Annotated in this window: 19 protein-coding genes and 2 pseudogenes; 13 read left to right on the forward strand and 8 right to left on the reverse strand. The window is 73.6% G+C overall.

Features of this window, described 5'->3' with window-relative positions; genetic code table 11:
* Nucleotides 1-95: 95 nt before the first annotated feature.
* The 4 genes from B4U46_RS32925 (at nucleotide 96) to B4U46_RS37930 (ending at nucleotide 3138) form a co-directional block, all read left to right on the forward strand.
* Entirely contained in the window at nucleotides 96-740 is a 645-nt protein-coding gene (locus B4U46_RS32925) for a TetR/AcrR family transcriptional regulator (protein WP_079431242.1), read from the forward strand.
* A gap of 35 nt (nucleotides 741-775) precedes the next feature.
* Nucleotides 776-1714, forward strand: a complete 939-nt coding sequence (gene bla / locus B4U46_RS32930; protein ID WP_237293218.1) for a class A beta-lactamase — start codon at nucleotides 776-778, stop codon at nucleotides 1712-1714.
* A 480-nt stretch (nucleotides 1715-2194) separates the two neighbouring features.
* Nucleotides 2195-2569, forward strand: a complete 375-nt coding sequence (locus B4U46_RS32940) for a VOC family protein (protein ID WP_079431244.1) — start codon at nucleotides 2195-2197, stop codon at nucleotides 2567-2569.
* A 122-nt stretch (nucleotides 2570-2691) separates the two neighbouring features.
* Nucleotides 2692-3138 carry a hypothetical protein gene (locus B4U46_RS37930; RefSeq protein ID WP_162501093.1) on the forward strand — a complete coding sequence of 149 codons (447 nt, stop codon included), beginning with the start codon at nucleotides 2692-2694 and terminating at the stop codon, nucleotides 3136-3138.
* 82 nt (nucleotides 3139-3220) lie between these two features.
* On the opposite strand, the gene B4U46_RS32945 is transcribed toward B4U46_RS37930, so the two are convergent.
* Nucleotides 3221-4336, reverse strand: a complete 1116-nt coding sequence (locus B4U46_RS32945) for an FAD-dependent oxidoreductase (RefSeq protein WP_079431245.1) — start codon at nucleotides 4334-4336, stop codon at nucleotides 3221-3223.
* A gap of 250 nt (nucleotides 4337-4586) precedes the next feature.
* Here B4U46_RS32945 and B4U46_RS32950 point away from each other — a divergent pair, with 250 nt between their 5' ends.
* Nucleotides 4587-5660: a GNAT family N-acetyltransferase gene (locus tag B4U46_RS32950; protein ID WP_079431246.1), complete on the forward strand. Its 1074-nt coding sequence runs from the start codon at nucleotides 4587-4589 to the stop codon at nucleotides 5658-5660.
* A gap of 142 nt (nucleotides 5661-5802) precedes the next feature.
* Here the strand turns inward: B4U46_RS32950 and B4U46_RS32955 are convergent, their stop codons facing one another.
* The 4 genes from B4U46_RS32955 to B4U46_RS32970 all read right to left on the reverse strand — a co-directional run bounded on the left by B4U46_RS32955 (nucleotide 5803) and on the right by B4U46_RS32970 (nucleotide 11003).
* Complete coding sequence (locus tag B4U46_RS32955; protein ID WP_079431247.1) at nucleotides 5803-7197, reverse strand: oxygenase MpaB family protein; 1395 nt, start codon at nucleotides 7195-7197, stop codon at nucleotides 5803-5805.
* 173 nt (nucleotides 7198-7370) lie between these two features.
* On the reverse strand, nucleotides 7371-8564 hold the full coding sequence (locus tag B4U46_RS32960) for a Gfo/Idh/MocA family protein (protein WP_079431248.1): 1194 nt from the start codon (nucleotides 8562-8564) through the stop codon (nucleotides 7371-7373).
* A gap of 75 nt (nucleotides 8565-8639) precedes the next feature.
* Nucleotides 8640-10220, reverse strand: a complete 1581-nt coding sequence (locus B4U46_RS32965) for a purple acid phosphatase family protein (RefSeq protein WP_079432155.1) — start codon at nucleotides 10218-10220, stop codon at nucleotides 8640-8642.
* Nucleotides 10221-10430: 210 nt separating this feature from the next.
* Entirely contained in the window at nucleotides 10431-11003 is a 573-nt protein-coding gene (locus B4U46_RS32970; protein WP_079431249.1) for a dihydrofolate reductase family protein, read from the reverse strand.
* Between the two features lie 275 nt (nucleotides 11004-11278).
* Between B4U46_RS32970 and B4U46_RS39525 the strand changes: the two genes are divergently transcribed.
* From B4U46_RS39525 to B4U46_RS32985, 4 genes are all read left to right on the forward strand, one after another.
* Nucleotides 11279-11587: an NAD(P)H-dependent oxidoreductase gene (locus tag B4U46_RS39525; RefSeq protein WP_237293219.1), complete on the forward strand. Its 309-nt coding sequence runs from the start codon at nucleotides 11279-11281 to the stop codon at nucleotides 11585-11587.
* On the forward strand, nucleotides 11581-11808 hold the full coding sequence (locus B4U46_RS39530) for a hypothetical protein (protein WP_237293220.1): 228 nt from the start codon (nucleotides 11581-11583) through the stop codon (nucleotides 11806-11808). Before B4U46_RS39525 ends, B4U46_RS39530 begins: the two co-directional genes overlap by 7 nt.
* 189 nt (nucleotides 11809-11997) lie before the next feature.
* Nucleotides 11998-13059: a quaternary amine ABC transporter ATP-binding protein gene (locus tag B4U46_RS32980; RefSeq protein WP_237293221.1), complete on the forward strand. Its 1062-nt coding sequence runs from the start codon at nucleotides 11998-12000 to the stop codon at nucleotides 13057-13059.
* Nucleotides 13059-14855, forward strand: coding sequence for an ABC transporter permease/substrate binding protein (locus tag B4U46_RS32985; protein ID WP_079431251.1), 1797 nt, complete (start codon nucleotides 13059-13061; stop codon nucleotides 14853-14855). Before B4U46_RS32980 ends, B4U46_RS32985 begins: the two co-directional genes overlap by 1 nt.
* A gap of 19 nt (nucleotides 14856-14874) precedes the next feature.
* Here B4U46_RS32985 and B4U46_RS32990 read toward each other — a convergent pair whose 3' ends face one another.
* Nucleotides 14875-15303 (reverse strand): MarR family winged helix-turn-helix transcriptional regulator, encoded by a 429-nt coding sequence (locus B4U46_RS32990; RefSeq protein ID WP_398907865.1) that lies wholly within the window; start codon nucleotides 15301-15303, stop codon nucleotides 14875-14877.
* Nucleotides 15304-15508: 205 nt separating this feature from the next.
* Here B4U46_RS32990 and B4U46_RS32995 point away from each other — a divergent pair, with 205 nt between their 5' ends.
* The 4 genes and pseudogenes from B4U46_RS32995 to B4U46_RS33010 all read left to right on the forward strand — a co-directional run bounded on the left by B4U46_RS32995 (nucleotide 15509) and on the right by B4U46_RS33010 (nucleotide 19981).
* On the forward strand, nucleotides 15509-16462 hold the full coding sequence (locus B4U46_RS32995; protein WP_079432157.1) for an IS481 family transposase: 954 nt from the start codon (nucleotides 15509-15511) through the stop codon (nucleotides 16460-16462).
* Between the two features lie 5 nt (nucleotides 16463-16467).
* Nucleotides 16468-17529, forward strand: a complete 1062-nt coding sequence (locus tag B4U46_RS33000) for an alkene reductase (protein ID WP_079431252.1) — start codon at nucleotides 16468-16470, stop codon at nucleotides 17527-17529.
* Between the two features lie 144 nt (nucleotides 17530-17673).
* Nucleotides 17674-18288, forward strand: a complete 615-nt coding sequence (locus tag B4U46_RS33005; RefSeq protein ID WP_079431253.1) for a GOLPH3/VPS74 family protein — start codon at nucleotides 17674-17676, stop codon at nucleotides 18286-18288.
* A gap of 107 nt (nucleotides 18289-18395) precedes the next feature.
* Nucleotides 18396-19981: pseudogene (locus B4U46_RS33010) on the forward strand (IS1182 family transposase).
* 136 nt (nucleotides 19982-20117) lie between these two features.
* Here B4U46_RS33010 and B4U46_RS33015 read toward each other — a convergent pair.
* Together B4U46_RS33015 and B4U46_RS40720 are read right to left on the reverse strand one after the other, a co-directional pair.
* Nucleotides 20118-20645 carry a response regulator gene (locus B4U46_RS33015; protein ID WP_079431254.1) on the reverse strand — a complete coding sequence of 176 codons (528 nt, stop codon included), beginning with the start codon at nucleotides 20643-20645 and terminating at the stop codon, nucleotides 20118-20120.
* Between the two features lie 313 nt (nucleotides 20646-20958).
* A pseudogene (locus B4U46_RS40720) lies at nucleotides 20959-21249 on the reverse strand (hypothetical protein); the annotation flags it as partial.
* Nucleotides 21250-21506 lie beyond the last annotated feature (257 nt).

The raw sequence follows: 21506 nt of genomic DNA on the forward strand, positions 1-21506 counted from the left end.
GTAAGCAGCTGCTTACAACCTAGGACCGGCCATCCGGCCGGTCAACGACGCTTTGTGGCCGTTATCCTGACGGACCTTCCGAGAGGACCGACAGCGTGGACGAATCCCCCCGAGCGCAGCCCGTGGAGCGCCCCCGCAACGCCGCCGCCACCCGGCTGCGGCTGCTCGAAGCCGCCGGCGAGCTGTTCGCCGAGCGCGGCTACGAGCGCACCACGGTCAGGGCGATAGCCGAGCGGGCCGGCGCCAACCAGGCGCTCCTCTTCCGCTACTTCGGGTCCAAACACGGGCTGCTGACCGAGGTCGTGGCCCGGGGGAGCCTGGAGCAACTGCACGCGACCGCGCCGGAGGACCTCTTCGAGACCGCCCTGCGTTCGATGCTCACGCGCAGCGCCCCGGGAGCCGACCGCTCCCTGGAGGTGTACCTGCGGTCCGTCGGCCGGGGGGACGAGGCGACGGGGACGCTGCGCGAGCTGGGCGGGGAGTACCAGAAGGTGCTCGCCGGCCTCGCCCCCGGTCAGGACGGCGCCCTGCGCGCCGATCTGGCCATGGCCTGGCTGCTGGGCATTGGCCTGATGCGGACGGTCGCCGCCCGCGAACCCCTCGCCAGCGCCGACCCGGAGACGGTGTGCCGGCTCGTGCTCGCCACCCTGGACCGCTTCTGGACCCTGCCGCCGGACGACGACGGGGCCGAACCCGGTGCAACCGGGACGGAACCACCGCATGCGCCCGGTGCGTCATGATCGACAAGGTTTCCCGAAGGAAGAGGTCCCTGCCCATGCGCCCTGCCCGCCGTACCGTGCTCACCGCCCTCGCCGCCGGAGCCGGAGCCGTCCTCGCCGGCGCCGCCCCCGCCTCCGCGGCCCCGGTACCGATACCCCTGCCGGCCGGGTCCCGGGTGGCCGAGGCCCTGAAGCGGCTCGAACGCGAGCACGGTGCCCGGCTCGGGGTGTACGCCCTGGACACCGGCACCGGACGGGCCGTCACGCACCGGGCGGACGAGCTCTTCCCCATGTGCTCGCTGTTCAAGACCCTCGCCGCCGCGGCGGTCCTGCGCGACCTCGACCACGACGGCTCGGTCCTCGCCCGCCGCATCCACTACACCCTGGACGACGTGGAGCGGTCCGGAATCTCCGAGTGGACCAAGCGGCCGGAGAACCTCGCCAACGGCCTGACGATCGGCGAACTGTGCGAGGTGAGCATCACCTACAGCGACAACACGGCGGCCAACCTGCTGCTGCGCGAACTCGGCGGCCCGTCCGCCGTCACCCGCTTCGCCCGCTCCCTCGGCGACCGGGTGACGCGCCTGGACCGGTGGGAGCCCGAACTGAACAGCGCCGAACCGGAGCGCGTCACCGACACCACCACCCCCCGGGCCATCGGCCGCACCTACGCCCGGCTGGTCCTGGGCGACGCGCTCGCCCGCCCGGACCGCGAGCTGCTGACGCGGTGGCTGTGCGCGAACACCACCAGCAGCGAGCGGTTCCGCAAGGGGCTGCCCGCCGGGTGGCGGCTGGGCGACAAGACGGGCGGCGGCTCCCACGGCACCAACAACGACGTCGGCATCGCCTGGCGCCCGGCCGGTGCCCCCCTGGTCCTCGCGGTACTGACGACCAAGCCCGCGCAGGACGCGGACGCCGACAACGCACTGGTGGCCCGGACGGCCGCCCTCCTGGCCGAGGCCTTCGGCGGCCCGCACGGCAGCGCGGACCGCTGACACCGGCAGCCCGGGACACCCGGCCGGGCGCTACGCGCCCGCGCCGGACCGCCGGGCGCGGTTGACGGCCGCGAGGACGGCGTGGACCGAGGCCGAGAGGCCCTCATCCGCGCGGCCCTGGAAGGCCGCCGAGGGCCGCCGCCGGGAACACGGCGGAGTTCGTCGACGCGGACATCGCCCTGCACGCGGCCGTCGTGGCGGCGGCCGGCAACCCCGTCCTGACGAGCCTGTCCACCGAGTTCGTGCCGGCCCTGCGCCAGGGCCTGGCCGACCTCGTCGACCGCGGGGGACCAGCCGCTCCACGCGGCGCCGTCCGCCCGGGCGTGCACACGGATCTCGACGGGACGTGGTCCTCCCGCCCGGGTTTCGCCCGGACGGCCGCATGCGTCCGCCCGCCGCGACGCATGCCGGTCGTGGCCGCGGGTACGGCTGATTCCGTACGGGGCATGATGGCCGTGACCCAGGAACGGGGTGTCGTAGGTGATTCGAAAGCTGCAGGCGGTCGCGCTGGACTGTGCCGATCCGGTACGCCTGGCGGAGTTCTACGCGGCGCTGCTCGGCGGCCGGGTGGTCGCCGACCCGGACGATCCGGACTGGTTCGAGGTGCACGGGTTCGAGGGCACGCCCCTGGCTTGCCAGCGCGTGGATGGCTACCGGCCGCCCGCGTGGCCCGGCCAGGAGCGCCCGCAGCAACTGCACCTCGACTTCGACGTCGACGACCTCGAAGGGGAAGAGAGCCGGGCGCTCGCCCTGGGGGCGACCGTGCTGGAACGGACCGACCAGCTGCGCCCGGACGCCAACTGGCGCGTGTACGCGGATCCTGCGGGCCATCCGTTCTGCCTGTGCCTCCACTGAGCCCGCCGCGGGCGACGGGCAGGGGCGCGCGTGCGGCCTCGGCGCGCCCGGACCGCACGCCTTCCCGCGCCCCCCGGGCCCGTGTTCGACTGTGCCCCCTCCGACCAGCAGGGGAGCCAGTCATGGACAAGTCCGCCACCGGACACCGCTGCGCCCGCCGCACCGGCAGCCGACTCCTCGCGGCCGCGGCCGGCACCGCCGCGGCCCTCGCCCTCTCGCTCGCCACGGCGCCCCAGGCGGCGGCCTCGGCGGGCGGCTGCACCGCCTCCACCGGCCCCGGCTACGTCTGCGTCAACGTGGACGGATCGGGCCTGCGCGTCAACAAGGGCAACGTCGTGCGCACCAAGCCCGACGGCATCTGCAACTACCGGGCCGCCCTGGTCGCCAAGTACCCCGGCAAGCCCGACACCTACTACTGGGGCAGCTACCACAACGGCTGCGTCTACGGCCGGGCCTACGTGGACGTGACGGTCCAGTGGACGTTTGCCGACGGCGTCCGGATCTGCGGCTACTTCTACGAGGGCGGCAGCTTGCAGCCGGGCCAGCCCTGCGTCACCGTACGGCGCTGAGGCACGTGGTCCCGCTCGCCGGATCGTGTCACGGCCGCGCCGGGAACGGGAACCTCCCGCTCCCGGCCCGCCGCGGCCCGTTTCACGCGCGCTTCTCGGTGGCGGCGTGGATCAGCGCGAGCACCGGGTCGTGGCCGGCGGTGTCCCAGGACGTGGCGGCCTCGCTGCTCCGGTGGAACATGGCCTGCTCGTACGCGGTGAGCGCGGCCTCGCTGTCGTCGGGGTGCGCGGCGAGGGCTCGGCCGAGTTCGGCGCCGTCGAGCAGCGCGAGGTTGGCGCCCTCGCCGTTCGGGGCCGAGAGGTGCGCGGCATCGCCGAGCAGGGTCACCCCGGGCACCCGGTCCCAGCGCAGCCCGGCCGGCAGCGCGTGGAGGGGGCGCAGGAGCGGCGCGGTGTCACTGTCGGTGATGAGCGCCGTCAGTTCGGGCGCCCACCCGGCGAACTCCCGCGCGATCCGGGCGGTCGCCCCGGCGGCATCGGTGAAGTCGAGGGCGGCGAACCACTCCTGCGGCTCCGTCAGCCCCACGTAGGCGTGCAGGGTGCCCCCGCTCTCCCGGTGCGCGAAGATCTCCCTGCCGTCCCGCTCGGGGACGATCATCGACCCGCCGCCGACCGCCTTCGCGGTGGCGGGGTGGCGGGTGTCCGCGTCGAAGAGGTAGGTCTCGACGACCGAGGTGCCGGTGTAACGGGGTGCGGCAGGGGTGAGCAGCGGCCGTATCCGCGACCACGCGCCGTCGGCGCCGATTAGCAGGCCGGTGACGAGGCGGTGGCCGTCGGCGAACGCCACCTCGTGGCGGCCGCCGCCGAGGGAGCGGGCCTCGTGGACCTTGGACCCCCACCGGACGGTGCCGGCCGGGAGGGAGTCGAGCAGGACCTGCCGCAACGCCCCGCGCTGCACCTCGGGCCGCCCGCCGGTGCCGTCGTCGGGCTGGTCGAGCAGGACGGTGCCTTCCGGGTCGAGGACCCGCATCGCCTGGTGGCCTTCGAGGACGATGGCGTGGAACTCGTCCATGAGACCGGCGGCCTCCAGGGCGAGCTGCCCGTTGTAGTCGTGGATGTCGAGCAGTCCGCCCTGGGGGCGCGCGGACGCGGAGGGCTCGGCCTCGAAGACCGTGACGGGGATGCCGTGGAGGTACAGGACGCGGGCGAGGGCGAGGCCGCCGAGTCCGGCGCCGATGACCGTGACGGGTGTGTGCACGATGACTCCTTGGGAGAGGGGCCCCTGCTGGAGGGGCCGGCCGTCTCCCGTAAAGGTGTCGTGCGCCGCCGACGGGCCGCCGACGAGCCGCCGACAGCGGACCGACGGCTCCGACAGCGGACCGACACGGCGGCTCCGTGGGCGTGAGGTCGGGGAAATCCCGGATCCGCCGGCCCCGGCGGAACAGGCCGGCCGACGTCGAGCGGATATCCAGTGGCTCCGGCGCAGGCGGTGACCCTAGGGTCCAGCCATGACGATCATGACCCCCCACGCAGTCGACCGGTCCGTATCCCTCACCGCGGAGGCACTCCGGAAGGTGGCCCATCTCGACTGGTCCGCCCCCGCCGCCGGGCTGGAATGGAGCTGTTACGACACCGCCGTCCACATAGGCAGCGACTTCGCCGCGTACGCGGCCCAGCTCACCGGGCGCGCGGCCGGCGCGTACGTCCCGTTCGAGATCAGCGCGGACCCGGGCACCACCCCCGAGGGGCTGATCGAGATCATCGAGGCCACGGGAGGCCTGCTGTCCGCCGCCGTGGCCGTGGCCCGCCCCGGGGACCGCGCCTGGCACCCGTACGGGATGGCCGGCGGGGACGGCTTCGCCGCCATGGGCGTCGTGGAGACCCTGCTGCACACCCACGACATCCTGGGCGCCCTGGGCACGCACGACTGGGAGCCCGATTCCGGCCTGTGCGAGCAGGTCCTCGACCGGCTCTTCCCGCAGGCGCCGCGCACCGCCGGCACCCCGTGGCAGGTCCTGCTGTGGGTGACCGGCCGGGCCGCTCTCGGCGACCTGCCCCGCCGCACCGTCTGGCGCTGGTACTCCGACCCCGTCGAAGCGGAGCGTGTCGTCCTCTGCGACGTCTCCCCGCAGGTCGCCGCCGATCTCCACGCGGGCGGCACCGGCGGCTTCGCCTGGGCGGCCGACGGCCCCGGCGAGGGCACCCGGGTCGCCTCCGGGATGGTGGGCCAGGCCAGGGAGCAGGGGACGTACCGGCCGGGGTGGGGCCCGTACGTCATCGTCCGGAAGGACGACCGGCGCGCGATCGGCGGCATCGGCTTCCACGGTGCCCCCGACGCCGACGGGAACGCCGAGATCGGCTACGACCTCGTACCGTCGGCCCGTGGCAACGGCTACGTCACCGAGGCGCTGCGCGCCCTCGCCGGCTGGGCCTTCGGACAGCCCGGCCTGACCACGCTGCACGCCTCCGTCGACGCGGACAACGCCCCGTCCCACGGCGTGGTCGCCCGGGCGGGCTTCGAGCGGACCGGTTCCACCGACGACGGCTGCGTGCGCTACGCCCTGCCCGCGCCCCGGGGCTGACCCGCGCCGACGGCGCCGGCCGCCCCCGTGGAAGCAGTACCCACGGAGGGAACGTGCCGGGGCCACGGCGGCGAGGGCCATGCAGGCAAGGCCCACCGGGGGCGGCTCCGTCACCACCGGGGCACGGAGCCGCCCCCGGGCTTCAGGCCCGGCCGAGCAGTCCCGTCCCGGCGGTGCTGTCGGTCCGGGCGGTGAAGAACGCGCAGAACGCGGCCACGAACTCCGCCTCCTCGACCCGGCCGTCCCCGTCGGCGTCCAGTTCCCGGAAGCCCTCGTTGAGTTCGGCCGGGTGCACCCGCGGCCCCCCGAACAGCAGCCGGTACTCGTCCGCCCCCAGGTAGCCGCTGCCGTCGGCGTCGGCGGCCCGGAACAGCGCCCGCACCGCCGGCACGAGGCCCTCCTCCAGGTACGCCGGGTCCCGGTCCACCCCGGCCAGCATCGCGGAGACGAACTCCCCGCAGTCCACGCCCCCGTCACCGTCGGAATCGGCCGCCTCCCGGAGCTGCCGCCACCAGTCCTCGAACGCGGCGTACACCTCGTCCTCCCGCTCGGCGGGCAGTTCGAGCCGCCAGCACAGGGTGTGCACCATGGCCTGGAGGTCCGCGGAGTCGACCCGGCCGTTGCCGGTCTGGTCCAGCACCTGGCGGAAGAACGCCCGCAGCCGGGCCGGCCGCGCGTCCCCGCCGCTCCGGGCCCGCGGCACCGCGACGCGCACGGGCGCGGGGGCGCCGCTCACCGACCGGCGGCGGTAGCGCACCCGGTCGGGGGCCAGGTGCATGGCGTGGCGCAGCCCGTGGTGCAGCGTCCAGGACAGCGCGGCGCCGGCGGGCCCGCGCGAGGTCCCGAACCTCTCGTGCCAGGCCGGCGGCAGATCGCTGACCGTGAGGGCGGCCACGGCCCGGGCGATCACCACGCGCAACAGGGGCCAGGCGGGTGCCAGCCGCCCCAGCCGACGCGGGACGGGGGCCTCACGGAGCACCCCGTGGAGCATGTGCCGCACCTCGGGGCCGTTCTCCAGGACCTCCCGCACGGTACGTTCGACGTACGCCGGGACCTCGGCGGCGCTCGCCGGAAGCACCTCCCGGGGAATCCCGAGGGCGGCACACACGTCCAGGAACTCCGCGTACAGCACGTCGAGTTCGGCGGGCGACAGGGGATCCCCGGACAGCTCGCGCATGGCCGTCATGGACTCGTACAGCGTCACCATCACCCAGCCGCGGACCTCGGGGTCCTCCGCGCTGTACGTCCGGCCGGCCGCGTCCGTCCCCCGGATGCGCCGGTGCGTCCGCTGGAGGCGGGCCACCTCCAGGCGCCGCTCCTCGGGCCCGGCGAAGAACAGCCGGCTGCCGCTCTCCATGGTGTGCTCGATCCGCCGCCAGGGGTGGGCGCGGTAGGTCGAGTACCGGTCCATGCCCGCGGCGACGACGGGATGGGCGATCTGCAGCACGAGCAGCCGCCAGGCCACGAGCCCGATGCGGCGCTCGCCGAGGGTCCGCTTCAGGAGGGTCTCGGCGGCGGGTAAGGCCAGAGGGGGCACAGAAGTTTCCTTTCGGCACAGGAACGACGACACCCCCTACAACGCCCGCGTCCCCTGTTCGGCCCACCCGGGCCCCGCCCTCCACTCTGACGTGCGTTCCCCCGAACGCCCGCCCGCCCCGTTTCCGGCCGGCCGGCCGGGGCGGAGACGAAGGCGCCCAGCGGCACGGCACCTCACCCGGCCGGCCTGCGCTGCCCGTTCTCGAAATAGGCGGCCAGCACCGGATCGAGCGGCGGGACCCTGCGCGGGGTCCCGCCGTCCCGCAGCGACTGCGTGGCCCCGTACCCCGCGGCCACGGCCATCCGGGCGGCGACGGGGGAGGTGTCCGTGCGCCCGCCCTCGCGGACGAAGCGCAGGAACTCGTCGATCAGCAGCGGGTCGGCCCCGCCGTGCCCGCCGCCCGCCGGGCCCGCGGGCACGGGATGGCGGGCGTCCGGCTCGGCCCGGTAGGAGGACCGCCGGGCGTTCCAGACCCGGACCTCGCCGCCCGGGCCGTCCCCGAAGTTCTCCAGCCGGCCCGCGTCCCCGATGACGGTGTAGTTGCGCCAGTAGTCGGGGGTGAAGTGGCACTGCTGGTAGGCGGCGAGGACGCCGTTGCCCAGGCGCAGGTTCATCAGCGACACGTCCTCGACGTCGATCACCGGGTTGAGGTCCCGCTGGGTGCCCGGCGGCCAGTGCCCCTCCTCGGTGTACCAGTCGGCCGTCTTGGGCTCGCCCGCCGCCCGGCGGTGCGGGACCGCGCCGTAGACCATCAGGTCGCCCAGGGCCTGAACGTCCTCGGTGTAGGAGCCGGCCAGCCAGTGCAGGACGTCCAGGTCGTGGGCGGCTTTCTGCAGCAGCAGCCCGTGGGTGAAACGGCGTTCGGCGTGCCAGTCCTTGAAGTACCAGTCGCCGCCGTAGCCCACGAAATGCCGGATCCACACCGTCTTCACGGCGCCGACAGCGCCCCGCCCGATCAGCTCCCGCATCAGGCGGACCACCGGCATGTGGCGCATGTTGTGCCCGACGTACAGGCGGGTGCCGGTCTCGTACGCCGTGCGCAGCACCTCGTCGCAGCGCTCCACGCTGATGTCCATCGGCTTCTCCACGAAGACCGGCCGGCCGGCCCGCAGGGCGCGGACCGCCAGTTCGGCGTGGGTGTGGTCCGGGGTGAGGACCAGGACGGCGTCGATCCCGGGCTGCCCGATCACCTCCCGCGGATCCGCGTGGATCCGCGCGCCGGGGAACGCCTCGGCGGCCCCGGCGCGGGCCCGCGGGTCGGGATCGGCGACCGCGGCCACCACGACGCCCCGGCCCGGACGGTGCGCCGTCCGGGCCAGGGCCCCGCGCAGGCCGTATCCGAGGACCCCGAGCCTGATGTCCGCCACGCCGCCCCGCCCCCTCTGCTCCAGGACGCAGGTCTACCACCCGGGCGCCCCGGGCGACAGAGCGCCGCGGCCGGCTCAGCGGCCGGGACCGCGCTGGATTTCGAAGTGGTCGATCCGCCGGCCGGTCTCCGCCAGCGCGCTCACCTTCAGCTTCGGGAAGCGCCCCGTCTCCACCTCCACCGCGAGGAAGGAGTAGTCGGTGTACCGCACCCGCGACCACTCCACCGTCTCCGACGCCTTCGTCGCGCCCTTGACCCAGCGGTAGGTGTCCACGCTGTCGCGGTCGGCGACGTGCCCCTCGTAGGAGTCGGGGACCGGGAAGCTGTACAGCGAGCGTCCGGCTGCGCCGGCGGTCACGTACACGATGCCGTCCCGCGTCGGGTCCGTGCGCTCACCGATCGCCACCTTGCGCCCGACCTTGTTCCCCTTGATGGCGTCGGTCCGCTCGTACACGTGGTTGTGGCCGTTGATGACCAGGTCCACCTGGTGCTTTTCGAACAGCGGCACCCACACGTCCCGCACCCCGCCGTCGGAGGCGTGCGAGCTCGTCGTGGAGAACGCGCAGTGGTGGAAGAAGACCACGATGAAGTCCACGTCGCGGTGGTGCCGCAGCTCGCCCAGGCGCCGGTCGAGCCAGGCGGTCTGCCGGCCGCCGCTGATGCCGAAGTTGGCGGGGATCTCGTAGGAGACGTCGTTCGCGTCGAGCGCGATCACCCCGACGTTGCCGTGCACGAACGAGTACACGCCGGGCTGGTTCACCGGGTCGGGGCCGTTGTCCGGCAGCGACCAGCGGGCCTTCTGGCCGCCGTAGCCCTGGGGCGAGTACCAGGCCTCCATGTCGTGGTTGCCGGTGGTCACCATCCACGGCACGGTCTTGGCGACCGTCTCGGTCTGCGCGAGGAACTGGTCCCAGGTGCGGGCGTCGTAGGTGTCACCGGGGCCGCCCGAGCCGGAGGAGTCGGCATAGCAGATGTCCCCCGCGTGCAGGTGGAAGGCGGGGTTCTGGGCGAGCAGCACCGCGTCGTTGCCCAGCGCGTGGTAGCTGACGCCCTGGTCGCCGAAGGCGGTGAAGGTGAAGCCCTCGGGGCGGGCCGGAGCCGTGGTGAAGGTGCCCAGCGTGCCCAGGTTGCGGTGGTCGGCCGGGTCGAAGCCGTCGTGCCCCACCCCGTAGTAGTAGGTCTGGCCCGGCCGCAGCCGGTCCAGGGCCGCGTGCAGGTAGAACTGCTCCGCCGCCGCGATCTTGCCGCCGTTCAGGACCGGGGTGGTCAGGTGCCGCACCTCGGCGTCGATCTTCACGCCGAGCGCCCAGGGGCTGGTGCCCACCCGCACGTACGGCTTGCGCACCGCGAACGCGACCTGCCAGGAGACCCGCATCTGCGTCTTCGGGTCGGCCCCGAACTGCAGGTGCCGGCCGAACGGCGCGGCCAGCGAGCCGTCGACCCCGCGCCGCTCCCCGGAGGAGAGCAGGGCCGGGGCGGCGGCGTACGCGGGCGAGGCCGCGCCCGCGCCCAGGCCCAGCCCCGCCACGGCCGCCGTCACCGCGCCGGCGCGCAGCGCGCCGCGCCGGGTGAACCGCGCACGCAGGTACTCGTGCTGCTCGGCCATGCTCATGCGGGCGGCGAGCTTCTGAGGGATCCCGAAATCGGGTACGTCCAGTTCCATGGGGGCGAACTTCCTCTCCCGAGGCGACGGGCAACACACCACCGGGTGAACGGCAGTGAGACGAACCCCCATGAGAATCCACGGAATTCCCCCTCACGTGTAATGGCACGGAAAGGGTCCGGCCAGGTCACCGCCCCGGATGCCGCGGCCGCCGCGATGCCCCAGCCCGCCACGAGCGAGGCCCGGTGGCGGGGCTGCGCGGCCTCAGCGCAGGACGTCGAAGACCTGCTTCTGCAGGCCGTTGGCGTAGGCCTCGTGTTCCACCAGCTTCAGCTTCTGGGCGTCCTTGTCCGTGGTGCTGAAGAGCCGCTTGCCCGCCCCGAGGAGGAGGGGGAAGACCAGCAGGTGGTAGCGGTCGATCAGGCCGGCGTCCGACAGGGCCTGGTTCAGGGTGGCGCTGCCGTGGACGATGACCGGACCGCCGTCCGTCTCCTTCAGCGCGGCGACCTCCTCCAGGGAGCGCAGGATCGTCGTCTCGCCCCAGTTCGCCACCAGGTCCTCCTCGGCGAGGGTGGTGGAGACGACGTACTTCGGCAGCACCTTGTAGTCGGCGAAGTCGGCCATGTCGGGCCACACGGGGCTGAACGCCTCGTAGCTGGTCCGGCCCATCAGCATCGCGGTGGCCTCCTTCTGCTCCGCGCCCTTGATGGCGAACGCCTCGGGAAGGAACTCGACGTCCTTGAAGGTCCATCCGGCGTTGCGGTAGCCGGACTCGCCGCCCGGGGCCTCGACGACGCCGTCGAGGGAGATGAAAGCGGTGCTGATCAGAGTGCGCATCTGCGGTCCTCGGTGTCTCGTACGACGGTTGTCAACCGGATCCGGCTCGTGCGCTGTCGCCCGCCTCGCGGGCGACGCGCACCAGCCATGATCCATGACTGCCGTTCACGCGAGAACTCATCGGTCGGGCGTCCGTCCCGGTGCGGCGGTCTCGGCCCGCTTCGACGGGGACCGGCCGCGTTTGCGCCGCCCGCCCCAACGCGCCGGGCTTCCCGCCGGGCCGGAGACAATGACGGGGCAGGGGATCCGAATTCGAGTCGGTCATCGGGGGACGGATGCACATCGGGGTACTGCGCCTGCGCGGAGCCGAGGTGTCGGCGTACGACCTCTACGCCGAGGGGTTCGCGCCGCTGCTGTCGGCCGACGAGACGGGGACGGTCGAGGAGGCCGCGAGCCCGCAGGACGCGCAGGTCGCGCAGGTCGCGCTGCACCGGACACAGGTGGCGACGCTCGACGCCCTGGCGTTCGTCCACCCGAACTGGTGGGGCATGCCGCCCGCCGTGCTGACCGCGTGGCCTACAAGCCGGGAACCGCGCAGGGGGAGCCCGCCGGGCTCCTCAAGGCGGGCAGGGCCCTGGTGCTGAACACCTCCGACACCCCCGCGGCGCGGGAGGAGGGCGAGTTCGGCGACCCCCTGGACCGGATCTGGTCGGCGTGCGTCCTGCCGTACGTCGGGATCCGCGACGTACGCCGGGTGGTGTTCCGCACCGTCGGGGACTCGACCGCCGAAGAACGCGCCGCCTGGCTGGACCGGGCCCGCCGGGAGGCTGCCGCGCTCCTGGGCCCGGCGGACGCCGGCACGTGAGGTAACTCACCTTTGCGTTTGCTGCCGTGAATGCCGGGCAGGGGGGCCGCTGGAGCGGAACCCCGCCCTCCGGCCGGTCGGCCGGAGCGGGGCGCACGCGGGCCGATCCCGCCCCGCTCCACGGCGCCGCCGCCCCCCGGTCCTCCCGGGAGGCGGCGCGCCGTTTCAGGTACGACCCGTGAGGTGTATGTGTCCACGCTCCAGGCCGAGCACGTCTACAAGGTGTTCGCAAGGAACCCCGGCCACGCCGCGGCCGCGGTCCGCGCGCTCGAAGAAGGCGCCGACCGCGAGGGGCTGCGCGCCGACGGCACGACGGCCGCTGTGATCGATGTCTCGTTCAGAGTGGAACCGGGACAGATCTTCGTCGTCATGGGCCTGTCGGGATCCGGCAAGTCCACCCTGCTGCGCATGCTCAACGGGCTCCTCGAGCCCACCTCCGGACGCGTCCTCTTCGACGGCGAGGACCTCACCGCCCTCGACCCGCGCGAGCTGCGCCGCGTCCGTTCCACCAGGATCAGCATGGTCTTCCAGCACTTCGCGCTGTTCCCGCACCGCAACGTCCTGGCGAACGCCGGCTACGGACTGGAGGTCCAGGGCGTCCCCCGGGCCGAGCGCGAGCGCAGGGCCGCGGAGGCCCTGGAGCTGTGCGGGCTCGGCGGCTGGGAGAAGTCCTGGCCCGACGAGCTGTCCGGCGGCATGCAGCAGCGCGTGGGCCTGGCCCGCGCCCTGGCCACCGAAGCCGACCTCCTCCTCATGGACGAGTCCTTCAGCGCCCTCGACCCGCTGATCCGCCGCGACATGCAGGACCAGCTCCTCGAACTCCAGCGCACCTTGAAGAAGACCATCGTCTTCATCACCCACGACCTCAACGAGGCCATGCGCCTGGGTGACGGCATCGCCGTCATGCGGGGCGGCCGGGTCGTCCAGCAGGGCACCGCCGAGGACATCCTCACCCGTCCCGCCGACGACTACGTCGCCTCCTTCGTCCAGGACGTCGACCGCTCGCGCGTGCTGACGGCCGACGCCGTCATGGCGCCGGCCCCCACCGGCGCCGACCGGTGCGGCTGCCCCACGGTCAGCGCCGACACCCCGCTCGCCGACGTCTGCGCCGTCAGCGTCCGCGTCCCGCACCCGGTCGCCGTCACCGCGGCGGACGGCACCGTCGTCGGCGCCGTCCCGCAGGGCCGCCTCGTGCGCTTCATCGGCGACGAGCAACGGCCCGCGCTCCGCTGCACGGAGGTGGCCGCCTGATGCCCCGCCTGCACCTCGGAGACTGGGCCGACAGCGGCGTCGGCTTCCTCCAGCGCCACCTGTCCTGGCTGTTCGACGCCATCGGCTCGCTCGTCACCACCCTCGACGACGGCATCGACGCACTGCTGTCGGCGCCCGCCCCGCTGCTGTTCGCCGGGATCCTGGCCATCGCCGCCTGGTGGCTGCGCGGCCTCCTCGCCGGACTGCTCGCCTTCGCGGGCCTCGCGCTCGTCGACTCCCTCGGCCTGTGGTCCGAGGCCATGTCCACCCTGTCCCTGGTCCTGGTCGCGACCCTCGTCACCCTGGTGATCGCCGTCCCGCTCGGCATCCTGGCCGCGCGCTCCGACCGGACCAGCGCGGTCCTGCGCCCCGTGCTGGACTTCATGCAGACCATGCCCGCCATGGTCTACCTGATCCCCGGCATCATCTTCTTCGGCGTGGGCGTCGTCCCCGGCATCATCGCCACCATCGTCTTCTCGCTGCCGCCCGGCGTGCGGATGACCGAGCTCGGCATCCGCCAGGTCGACGGCGAACTCGTCGAAGCCGCCGAGGCCTTCGGCACCGCGCCCCGCGACGTCCTGCTCCGCCTCCAGCTGCCGCTGGCCCTGCCCACGATCATGGCCGGGGTCAACCAGGTCATCATGCTGGGCCTGTCCATGGTCGTCATCGCCGGCATGGTGGGCGGCGGCGGACTGGGCGGCGCCGTCTACCGGGCCATCGGCAACGTCGACATCGGTCTCGGCTTCGAAGCCGGCCTCTCCATCGTGATCCTGGCCATGTACCTCGACCGGATGACCGGCGCCCTGGGCCGCCAGGTCTCCCCGCTCGGCCGGCGCGCCCTGGCCGGGGCCCGCTCGGCCGCCGGCGGCGCGGCCCGGCTGTGGAGCCACCGCCCCCAGCCCGTCCACGCCGTCGCCGGGGTCCTCGTCCTCGCCCTGACCGCCGGCGCCCTGGGCGCCTTCGCCGGATCGGACCAGGGGGAGGGCGGCCCGGCGGGCGCCGCCGACACCGGCAGGGGCCGCACCCTCTCCCTCGGCTACATCCCCTGGGACGAGGGCATCGCCTCCACCTTCCTCTGGAAGGAACTCCTGGAACGGCGCGGCTTCAAGGTCGACGCCCGCCAGCTGGAGGCCGGAGCGCTCTACACCGGCCTCGCCGGCGGGGGCATCGACTTCCAGACCGACTCCTGGCTGCCCGTCACCCACGCCCAGTACTGGAAGAAGTACGGGAACCGGCTGGAGGACCTGGGCTCCTGGTACGGCCCGACCTCGCTGGAGCTGTCCGTCCCCTCCTACGTGAAGGACGTGCGCTCGCTGGCCGACCTCAAGGGCAAGTCCGGCCGCTTCAAGGGCCGGATCATCGGCATCGAGCCGAGCGCCGGCGAGATGTCGCTCCTCAAGGAGAAGGTGCTGGGGGAGTACGGCCTGGAGGGCGAGTACCAGGTCGTCGACGGCTCGACGCCCGGCATGCTCGCCGAGCTGAAGCGCGCCTACGAGAAGAAGGAGCCCGTCGCCGTCGCGCTGTGGTCCCCGCACTGGGCGTACTCCTCCTACGCGCTGACCAAGCTCGAGGACCCCAAGGGTGCCTGGGGCCAGGGCGACGGCATCCACACCCTCGCCCGCAAGGGCTTCGCGGCGGACGAGCCCGAAGTGGCGCGCTGGCTGCGCGACTTCAAGCTCACCGAGGAGCAGCTGACCGGGCTGGAGGCGAAGATCCAGCAGACCGGCAAGGGCAAGGAGCAGCAGGCGGTCCGCGCCTGGCTGAAGGAGAACCCGGACGCCGTGAAGCTCTCCTGACAGCGGCGGCCCGGCAGCCTCAGCGGCCGCCGCCCCCGGTCCCGCACTGCGGGTCGGCGGCCGCCGGGGCGCACAGCGTCGCCTCCACCTTCCGCAGCAGCCGCAGCAGCTCCTCGCCCTCCGCGCCGTCCAGTGCGGCCAGGGTCTGACGCTCCAGCTCGGCCCAGGCCTCCCGGACCTCCCGGAGCAGCCCGCAGCTGGCCTCCGTGGCCTCGACCAGGGAGGCCCGGCGGTCGGCCGGGTCGGGGCCGCGGCGGACGTGCCCCGCCTGTTCGAGGCGCTGGAGCATCTTCGTCACGGTGGACGGATCCAGGCCGACGCTCTTGATCAGCTCCGACTGGCGCACGGGCCCGCTGTCCCACAGGTGCATCATCAGGAACTCCTGCCCCGGGTGCAGGCCCAGGTCCCGCAGCAGCCGCCCCGCGGCGATGCGGTGCAGCCGGGCCACCCGGCTCAGGGCATGGCTGACCGGCCCGTCCAGGACCGCGCCTGGCGGCCCCGGACAGGGCGCCACGGCGCCGCAGGGCTAGGTGTATTGCCCTGGGAGGTTGTGGACGGGTGACGCAGGTCTCGGCTGAGGGATCTTGAACGGGTGAGGGCCTTCCGGGTTCGGTGTGGATTGCGACGTCTACACCGACCAGCAGAAGGCCCTCATGCCCCACCGTAATGCACCCCTGACCGAGACCGGACGCCTTCGCCTGGCCCGCTGCGTGGTCGAGGACGGCTGGCCGCTGCGCCGGGCGGCCGAGCGATTCCAGGTCTCGCCCACCACCGCCCAGCGGTGGGCGGCCCGCTACCGGGCCGGGGGTGAGGCCGGAATGACCGACCGGTCCTCGCGCCCGCACACCAGCCCACGCCGGACCCCGACCCGCATCGAGCGGCGGATCATCAAGGTCCGCCTCGCCCGCCGGTGGGGGCCCGCCCGCATCGCCCACCTGCTCAACCTGGTGCCCTCGACGGTGCACCGGATCCTGACCCGGTTCGGCCTGGCCCGTCTCACGCACCTGGACCGCGCCACCGGCGCCGTCATACGCCGCTACGAACGCGACCGTCCGGGCGAGCTGGTCCACGTGGACATCAAGAAGCTCGGCAACATCCCCGACGGCGGCGGCCACAAGACCCTCGGCCGCCAGGCCGGCCGCAAGAACCGCTCCAGCGCCGGCTACAGCTACATCCACACCGCCGTCGACGACCACTCCCGCCTCGCTTACAGCGAGATCCACGCCGACGAGAAGAAGGAGACCGCCACCGCCTTCTGGGCCCGGGCCCAGGCCTACTTCGCCGGCGTGGGCATCACCGTCGAACGGGTCCTGACCGACAACGGCGCCTGCTACCGCTCCCGCGACTGGCGCGACGCCCTGACAGCGGCCGGGATCGCCCACAAGCGAACCCGGCCCTACCGGCCCCAGACCAACGGCAAGGTCGAACGCCTCAACCGGACCCTGCTCGAGGAGTGGGCCTACGCCCGCCCCTACCAGTCAGAGCAGGAACGACGCGACGCCTTCCCTGGCTGGCTCCACACCTACAATCACCACCGCGGACACACCGCACTCGCAGGCAAACCACCCGCCAGCCGCGTCCCCAACCTCACAGGGCAGTACAGCTAGGGCACATGACCAGCGCATTCGAACCGATCACCGTCGGCGGCACCCAGCTCGCCAACCGCATCGCGATGGCTCCGATGACCCGCAGCCGTGCGGCAACGGGCGGAGTGCCGACGGTGCTGACGGCCGAGTACTACGCCCAGCGCGCCTCGGCCGGGCTCGTGATCACCGAGGGCATCCAGCCCTCGGTCGTGGGCCAGGGGTACCCCTTCACCGCGGGGCTGCACAGCACCGAGCAGGTCGCCGCCTGGCGCCGGGTCACCGACGCCGTGCACGCCGCCGGTGGCCGCATCTTCGCGCAGCTCATGCACACCGGCCGGATCGGCCACCCGTCCCTGCTCCCGGAGGGCCTGGTACCGGTCGGCGCCTCTCCCGTCGCGGCCAGGGGCCAGGTCTTCACCGCCGACGGCCCCCAGGACTTCGTCACCCCGCGCGAACTGACGGCCGCCGAGGTCCGCCAGACCGTCGCCGACTACGCCGCCGCCGCCCGCAACGCCGTCGACGCCGGCTTCGACGGCGTCGAGCTCCACGGCGCCAACGGCTACCTGATCCACCAGTTCCTGGCCCCCGGCAGCAACCGGCGCACCGACGAGTGGGGCGGCACCCCGGAAAACCGCATCCGCTTCGCCGTCGAGGCCGTCAAGGCCGTGGCCGCCGAGATCGGCCCCGAACGCACCGCCCTGCGCGTCTCGCCCGGGAACCCGTTCAACGACATCGACGAGCCCGACCCGCGGCCGGCGTACGAGGCGCTGGTCAAGGAGCTCGACGGGCTGGGCCTGGCGTACCTGCACATCATGGAGCCCGCCGGCACCCGCGAGACCACCCTCGCCCTGCGCGAGCAGTTCTCCGGCCGGCTGGTCCTCAACCCGGCCACCGAGGGCCCCACCGACCACCGCGCCCTCGCCCTGATCGACCAGGGCGTCGCCGACGTCATCGCCTTCGGCGGCCTCTTCATCGCCAACCCCGACCTGCCGGCCCGGCTGCGCACGGAAGGCCCGTACAACACCCCGGACGCGGCCACCTTCTACGGCGGCGACGCCCGGGGCTACACCGACTACCCGGCGCTGTAGGCCGCCGGCCGCGCAAGGGTCACCCGCGCACCCCCGGCGGCCCGGCCGCAGCGGACCGGTCCAGCGCGCCGGAAGGGAGCGTTCCTCGCGCCCGGGGCCGTCGGCTGGGCCTACCATCGTCGGTGTCTGCGAGGGGAGCCGTACATGAGTACCGCGAAGGACCTGTTCGTCATCGCCATGGACCCGGAGGCGGAGCGGCCCGTGGGGCAGGGCGACCTCTCGCTCGCCCTCGCGGGAGCGGAGCTGATCGATCTGATCGCGGCCCGGACCGTCACCCTGGACGGCGACCGCATCGTGCCGGCCGGCACCGGGGAGGCTCCCGCCGACCGCCTGCTGGCCGAGGCGGCGTCGGCCCTCACCCGGGAGACCCCCTACGAACGGGTCGAGGACTGGCTGTGGCGGCGGGGCCGGGACCTCGCCACCGCCTACCTGGCCTCCCTGGAGGCGGAGGGGCAGATCGTCCGCACCCGCGGCGGCCGCTCGCCGTTCGGGGCCGACCGGGTGGAGCCGGCCGACACCCCCGACCGCCGGCGTGCCCTCGACCGCCGTGAGCGGGACGAACCCGTGCTCGCCGTCCTCGCCTCGGCCGTGGGCCTGGACGACACGGGGCCCGGAGACGGGCCCGATCCGGACCCCGGCGACGAAGAGGCCGGCACCGTCCTGGCCGCCGTCGGCGACGCGGTGATGGAACTGGAGGCCGTTCGCCAGCGGCGGTCCATCGAGAACGCGGCCTTCGCCAACATCTGGCGGGCACCCTGACCCGTGCGGCCCGGCCCGCACGGGTCAGGGCGTGAACCGGGCTAGAAGACTGATGAAGATGTTGGGTTCTGGCCCCGCCGCGTCAGCGGTGGGGCCAGACTCGTGTTGTGGTTCAAGGGGAGTGGGTCGGGGAGACGGTCGGACCTGATGTGTGGGCGACGTGCCGGGAGTTGATTCCGGCTGGGAGTGTGTTCGCGTTCCTGGCCGAGCACCGTGGCCGGTTGTTCCCCGCGGCGATGTTCGCGGACATGTATCCGTCGGCGAACGGGCGGCCGTCCATGCCGCCGCAGATTCTGGCCGCGGCGATCACATTGCAGGCCCTGCACGGCATGTCGGACTTCGAGACGGTCCAGGAACTGCGGTGTGACCTGCGGTGGAAGGCCGCGTGCGGGCTGGGACTGCATGACACCGCGTTCGACCCGTCGCTTCTGGCGTACTTCCGGCGCCGGCTGGCCCGCTCCACCAGCCCGAACCGGGCCTTCGAGGCCGTGCGGGAGGTCGTGAAGGCCACCGGTGTCCTCAGGGGCAAGCACCGGCGGGCACTGGACTCCACCGTGCTGGACGACGCGGTCGCCACCCAGGACACCGTCACCCAGATCATCGGCGCCATCCGGGTGGTGATCCGGGAAGTCCCCGGCGGCGCCGAGGCTGCCGCCGCGCAGTGCACCGCCCACGACTACACCGACCCGGGCAAACCCCGCATCACCTGGAACGATGCCCAGGCACGAGCCAACCTGGTCGACGCGCTTGTCGGCGACGCGGTCAGACTGCTCGGGCATCTGCCCGAGCAGGAACTGGGCGAGAAGGCAGCGAACGCGGTCGGCATCCTCGCGCTGGTCGCCGGGCAGGACGTGGAACCGGCCGAGGACTCCGACGGCCGTGACGGCCGCTGGCGCATCACCCAAGGGACCGCCCCGGACCGGATGATCTCCACCGTCGACCCCGAGTCCCGGCACATCCACAAGACCCGCTCCCATCAGCAGGACGGATACAAGGCCCACCTCGCCGTCGAGCCGGAGACCGGGTTATACACCGCCGTCGCCCTGCGGCCCGGGGCCGGGCCAGAGCACCACGAGGCAGCCGTCGGCCTTGAACTGCTGGCCGAGGAGGACACCCCGGTGGACGCCTTCGGTGACACCGCCTACTCCACCGGCGACGCCCGCCAGGCCCTCGAAGAGGCCGGACACCGGCTGTTCCTCAAACCCGCCCCGCTGCGGCCGGCCGTTCCAGACGGCTTCACCCTCGACGACTTCGCCATCGACACCTCGGCCGCCATCGTGACCTGCCCCCAAGGCCACACCGTCGGCCTGTCCGAGCCCGGCGGCCGCCACCACCAGCGCAGGGCCGTCTTCGGGAACGTGTGCACCCGATGCCCGCTGCGTGAGCAGTGCACCAAGGCCAAAGCCGGACGCGTCCTGACCATCCGCCCCCACCACGATCTCCAAGCCGCGGCCCGCCGCCAGGCGCCACCGACCCCGCCTGGCAGGCCGACTACCGCCGCTGGCGGCCACCAGTCGAACGTGCCGTCGCCTGGCTCGTCCACCACGGCAACCGCCGACTCCGCTACCGGGGCACCATCAGCAACAACGCCTGGCTCCACACCCGAGCAGCCGCCCTCAACCTCCGCCGCCTGATCAACCTCGGACTCACTCACACAGGCGGCACCTGGCACCTCGCACCGGCCATCACATAACCAGAGGGGCCGCCCGGCCTACGGCCGGACGGCCCCTCAACAAGATCTTCATCAGTCTTCTAGGGCCTGTCGTAGGGCCTGTCGCCCGTTCGGTGGGGACGTGGGCGGACCCCGGATCCGGCGGCCGGTGCCGCGCTCAGCGGGCGCAGGGGCGCAGTCGGACCCGGAACAGCGCCCCCCGGCCCGGCGCCGTCCGCAGTTCGTGGTGCCCCACCGGGTCCAGTTCGAGGTCGCCCGCCCGCAGCCGGCCGTCCCCGCCCGGGGCGCCGGTGCGGCGCAGGATCGCGCGGATCCGGGCGATCAGCTCCTCCAGGCTGAACGGCTTGGTGACGTAGTCGTCGCCCCCGGCCGTCAGCCCGCTGATCTTGTCGTCCACCCCGTCCTTCGCCGTGAGGAACAGCACGGGCAGGTGGTCGGCGCCCGGCCGGGTGCCGGCGGCCTCGCGCAGCCGCCGCACCACGGCGAAACCGCTGATGTCGGGCAGCATCACGTCGAGCAGCACCAGGCCGGGGCGTTCCCCGGAGACCGCGGCGAGGGCGTCGGCACCGGTGGCCGCCGAGGTCACCTTGAAGCCGGCTAAGCGCAGGGAGGCCGACAGCAGCTCCCGGATGTTCGGCTCGTCGTCGACGACGAGCAGGCTCGCCTCGGGCACGGCCGTGTCCATGCGGTCCTCCCTCTGGGCTCAGCCCCGGCCACCGCCGGCGAAGCCTCCCGCGCCGCCCTGCGCGACGGTGGCCGCGGCGACGTCCCCGGAGGCGTCCCGGGTGCCGCGGCTGGGCGTTGGCCTGGGCCACCTGCGCCGGATCCACGGTGGGCGCGGCCGCCGCCGACGCGGAGCCGCCGCGCGCGGACGAGCCGCTGCCCGACGTGGCCGGGGTCTGCCCGGCCTCCGCCTTGGTGACGTTCGCCTGCGCCGCGGTCAGCGCGGCCTCGGCCTGGGCCAGGGTCTCCTTGGCGGCGGTCGCGTCGACCTTCCCCAGCACCTGTCCCGCGGTGACCTTGTCGCCCGCCTTGACGTCCACCTCGGTGAGCCGGCCGCCGGTGGCGAAGTTCACCCCGGCGTCGTTGGGCGAACTCAGGGAACCCGAACCGGAGACGGTCGCGAGGACGGTCGCCTTGGTGACCGTGGCGGTCCGCGCACCGCCGCGAGCGGGAGCGCCGGCACCACTGGTCACCGCCGCGTAGGCGCCGCCGACGCCCGCGAGGACGGCCACTGCGAGCGTCGAGTTGATGAGGACGGCCCTGCGCCGCCGGGGGAGCACCTTCATGGAGGGGATGCTGGCCGCCGGCACTTCGGAGGTCCTGGGAACTTCCTGGGAGTTCCCTGGGAGCCGCAGGCCCGGATGAATGGAACGTACGGCAACGAACGGGGCGTAACGCTCGCCCGTCGGGCCGCCACGGCCCCCGAACCCCCGCCCGTTCCCAGACAACTCCCAGGCGACGCCCGGCCCGCTCCCACGTCCGTACGGTTCAGTCCCGGTCGCCGGTGTGCACGGGCCGCCGGTGAAACCGAGGCCCCGAGGAG

It is taken from the genome of Streptomyces katrae, assembly GCF_002028425.1.
Lineage (GTDB): Bacteria > Actinomycetota > Actinomycetes > Streptomycetales > Streptomycetaceae > Streptomyces > Streptomyces katrae_A.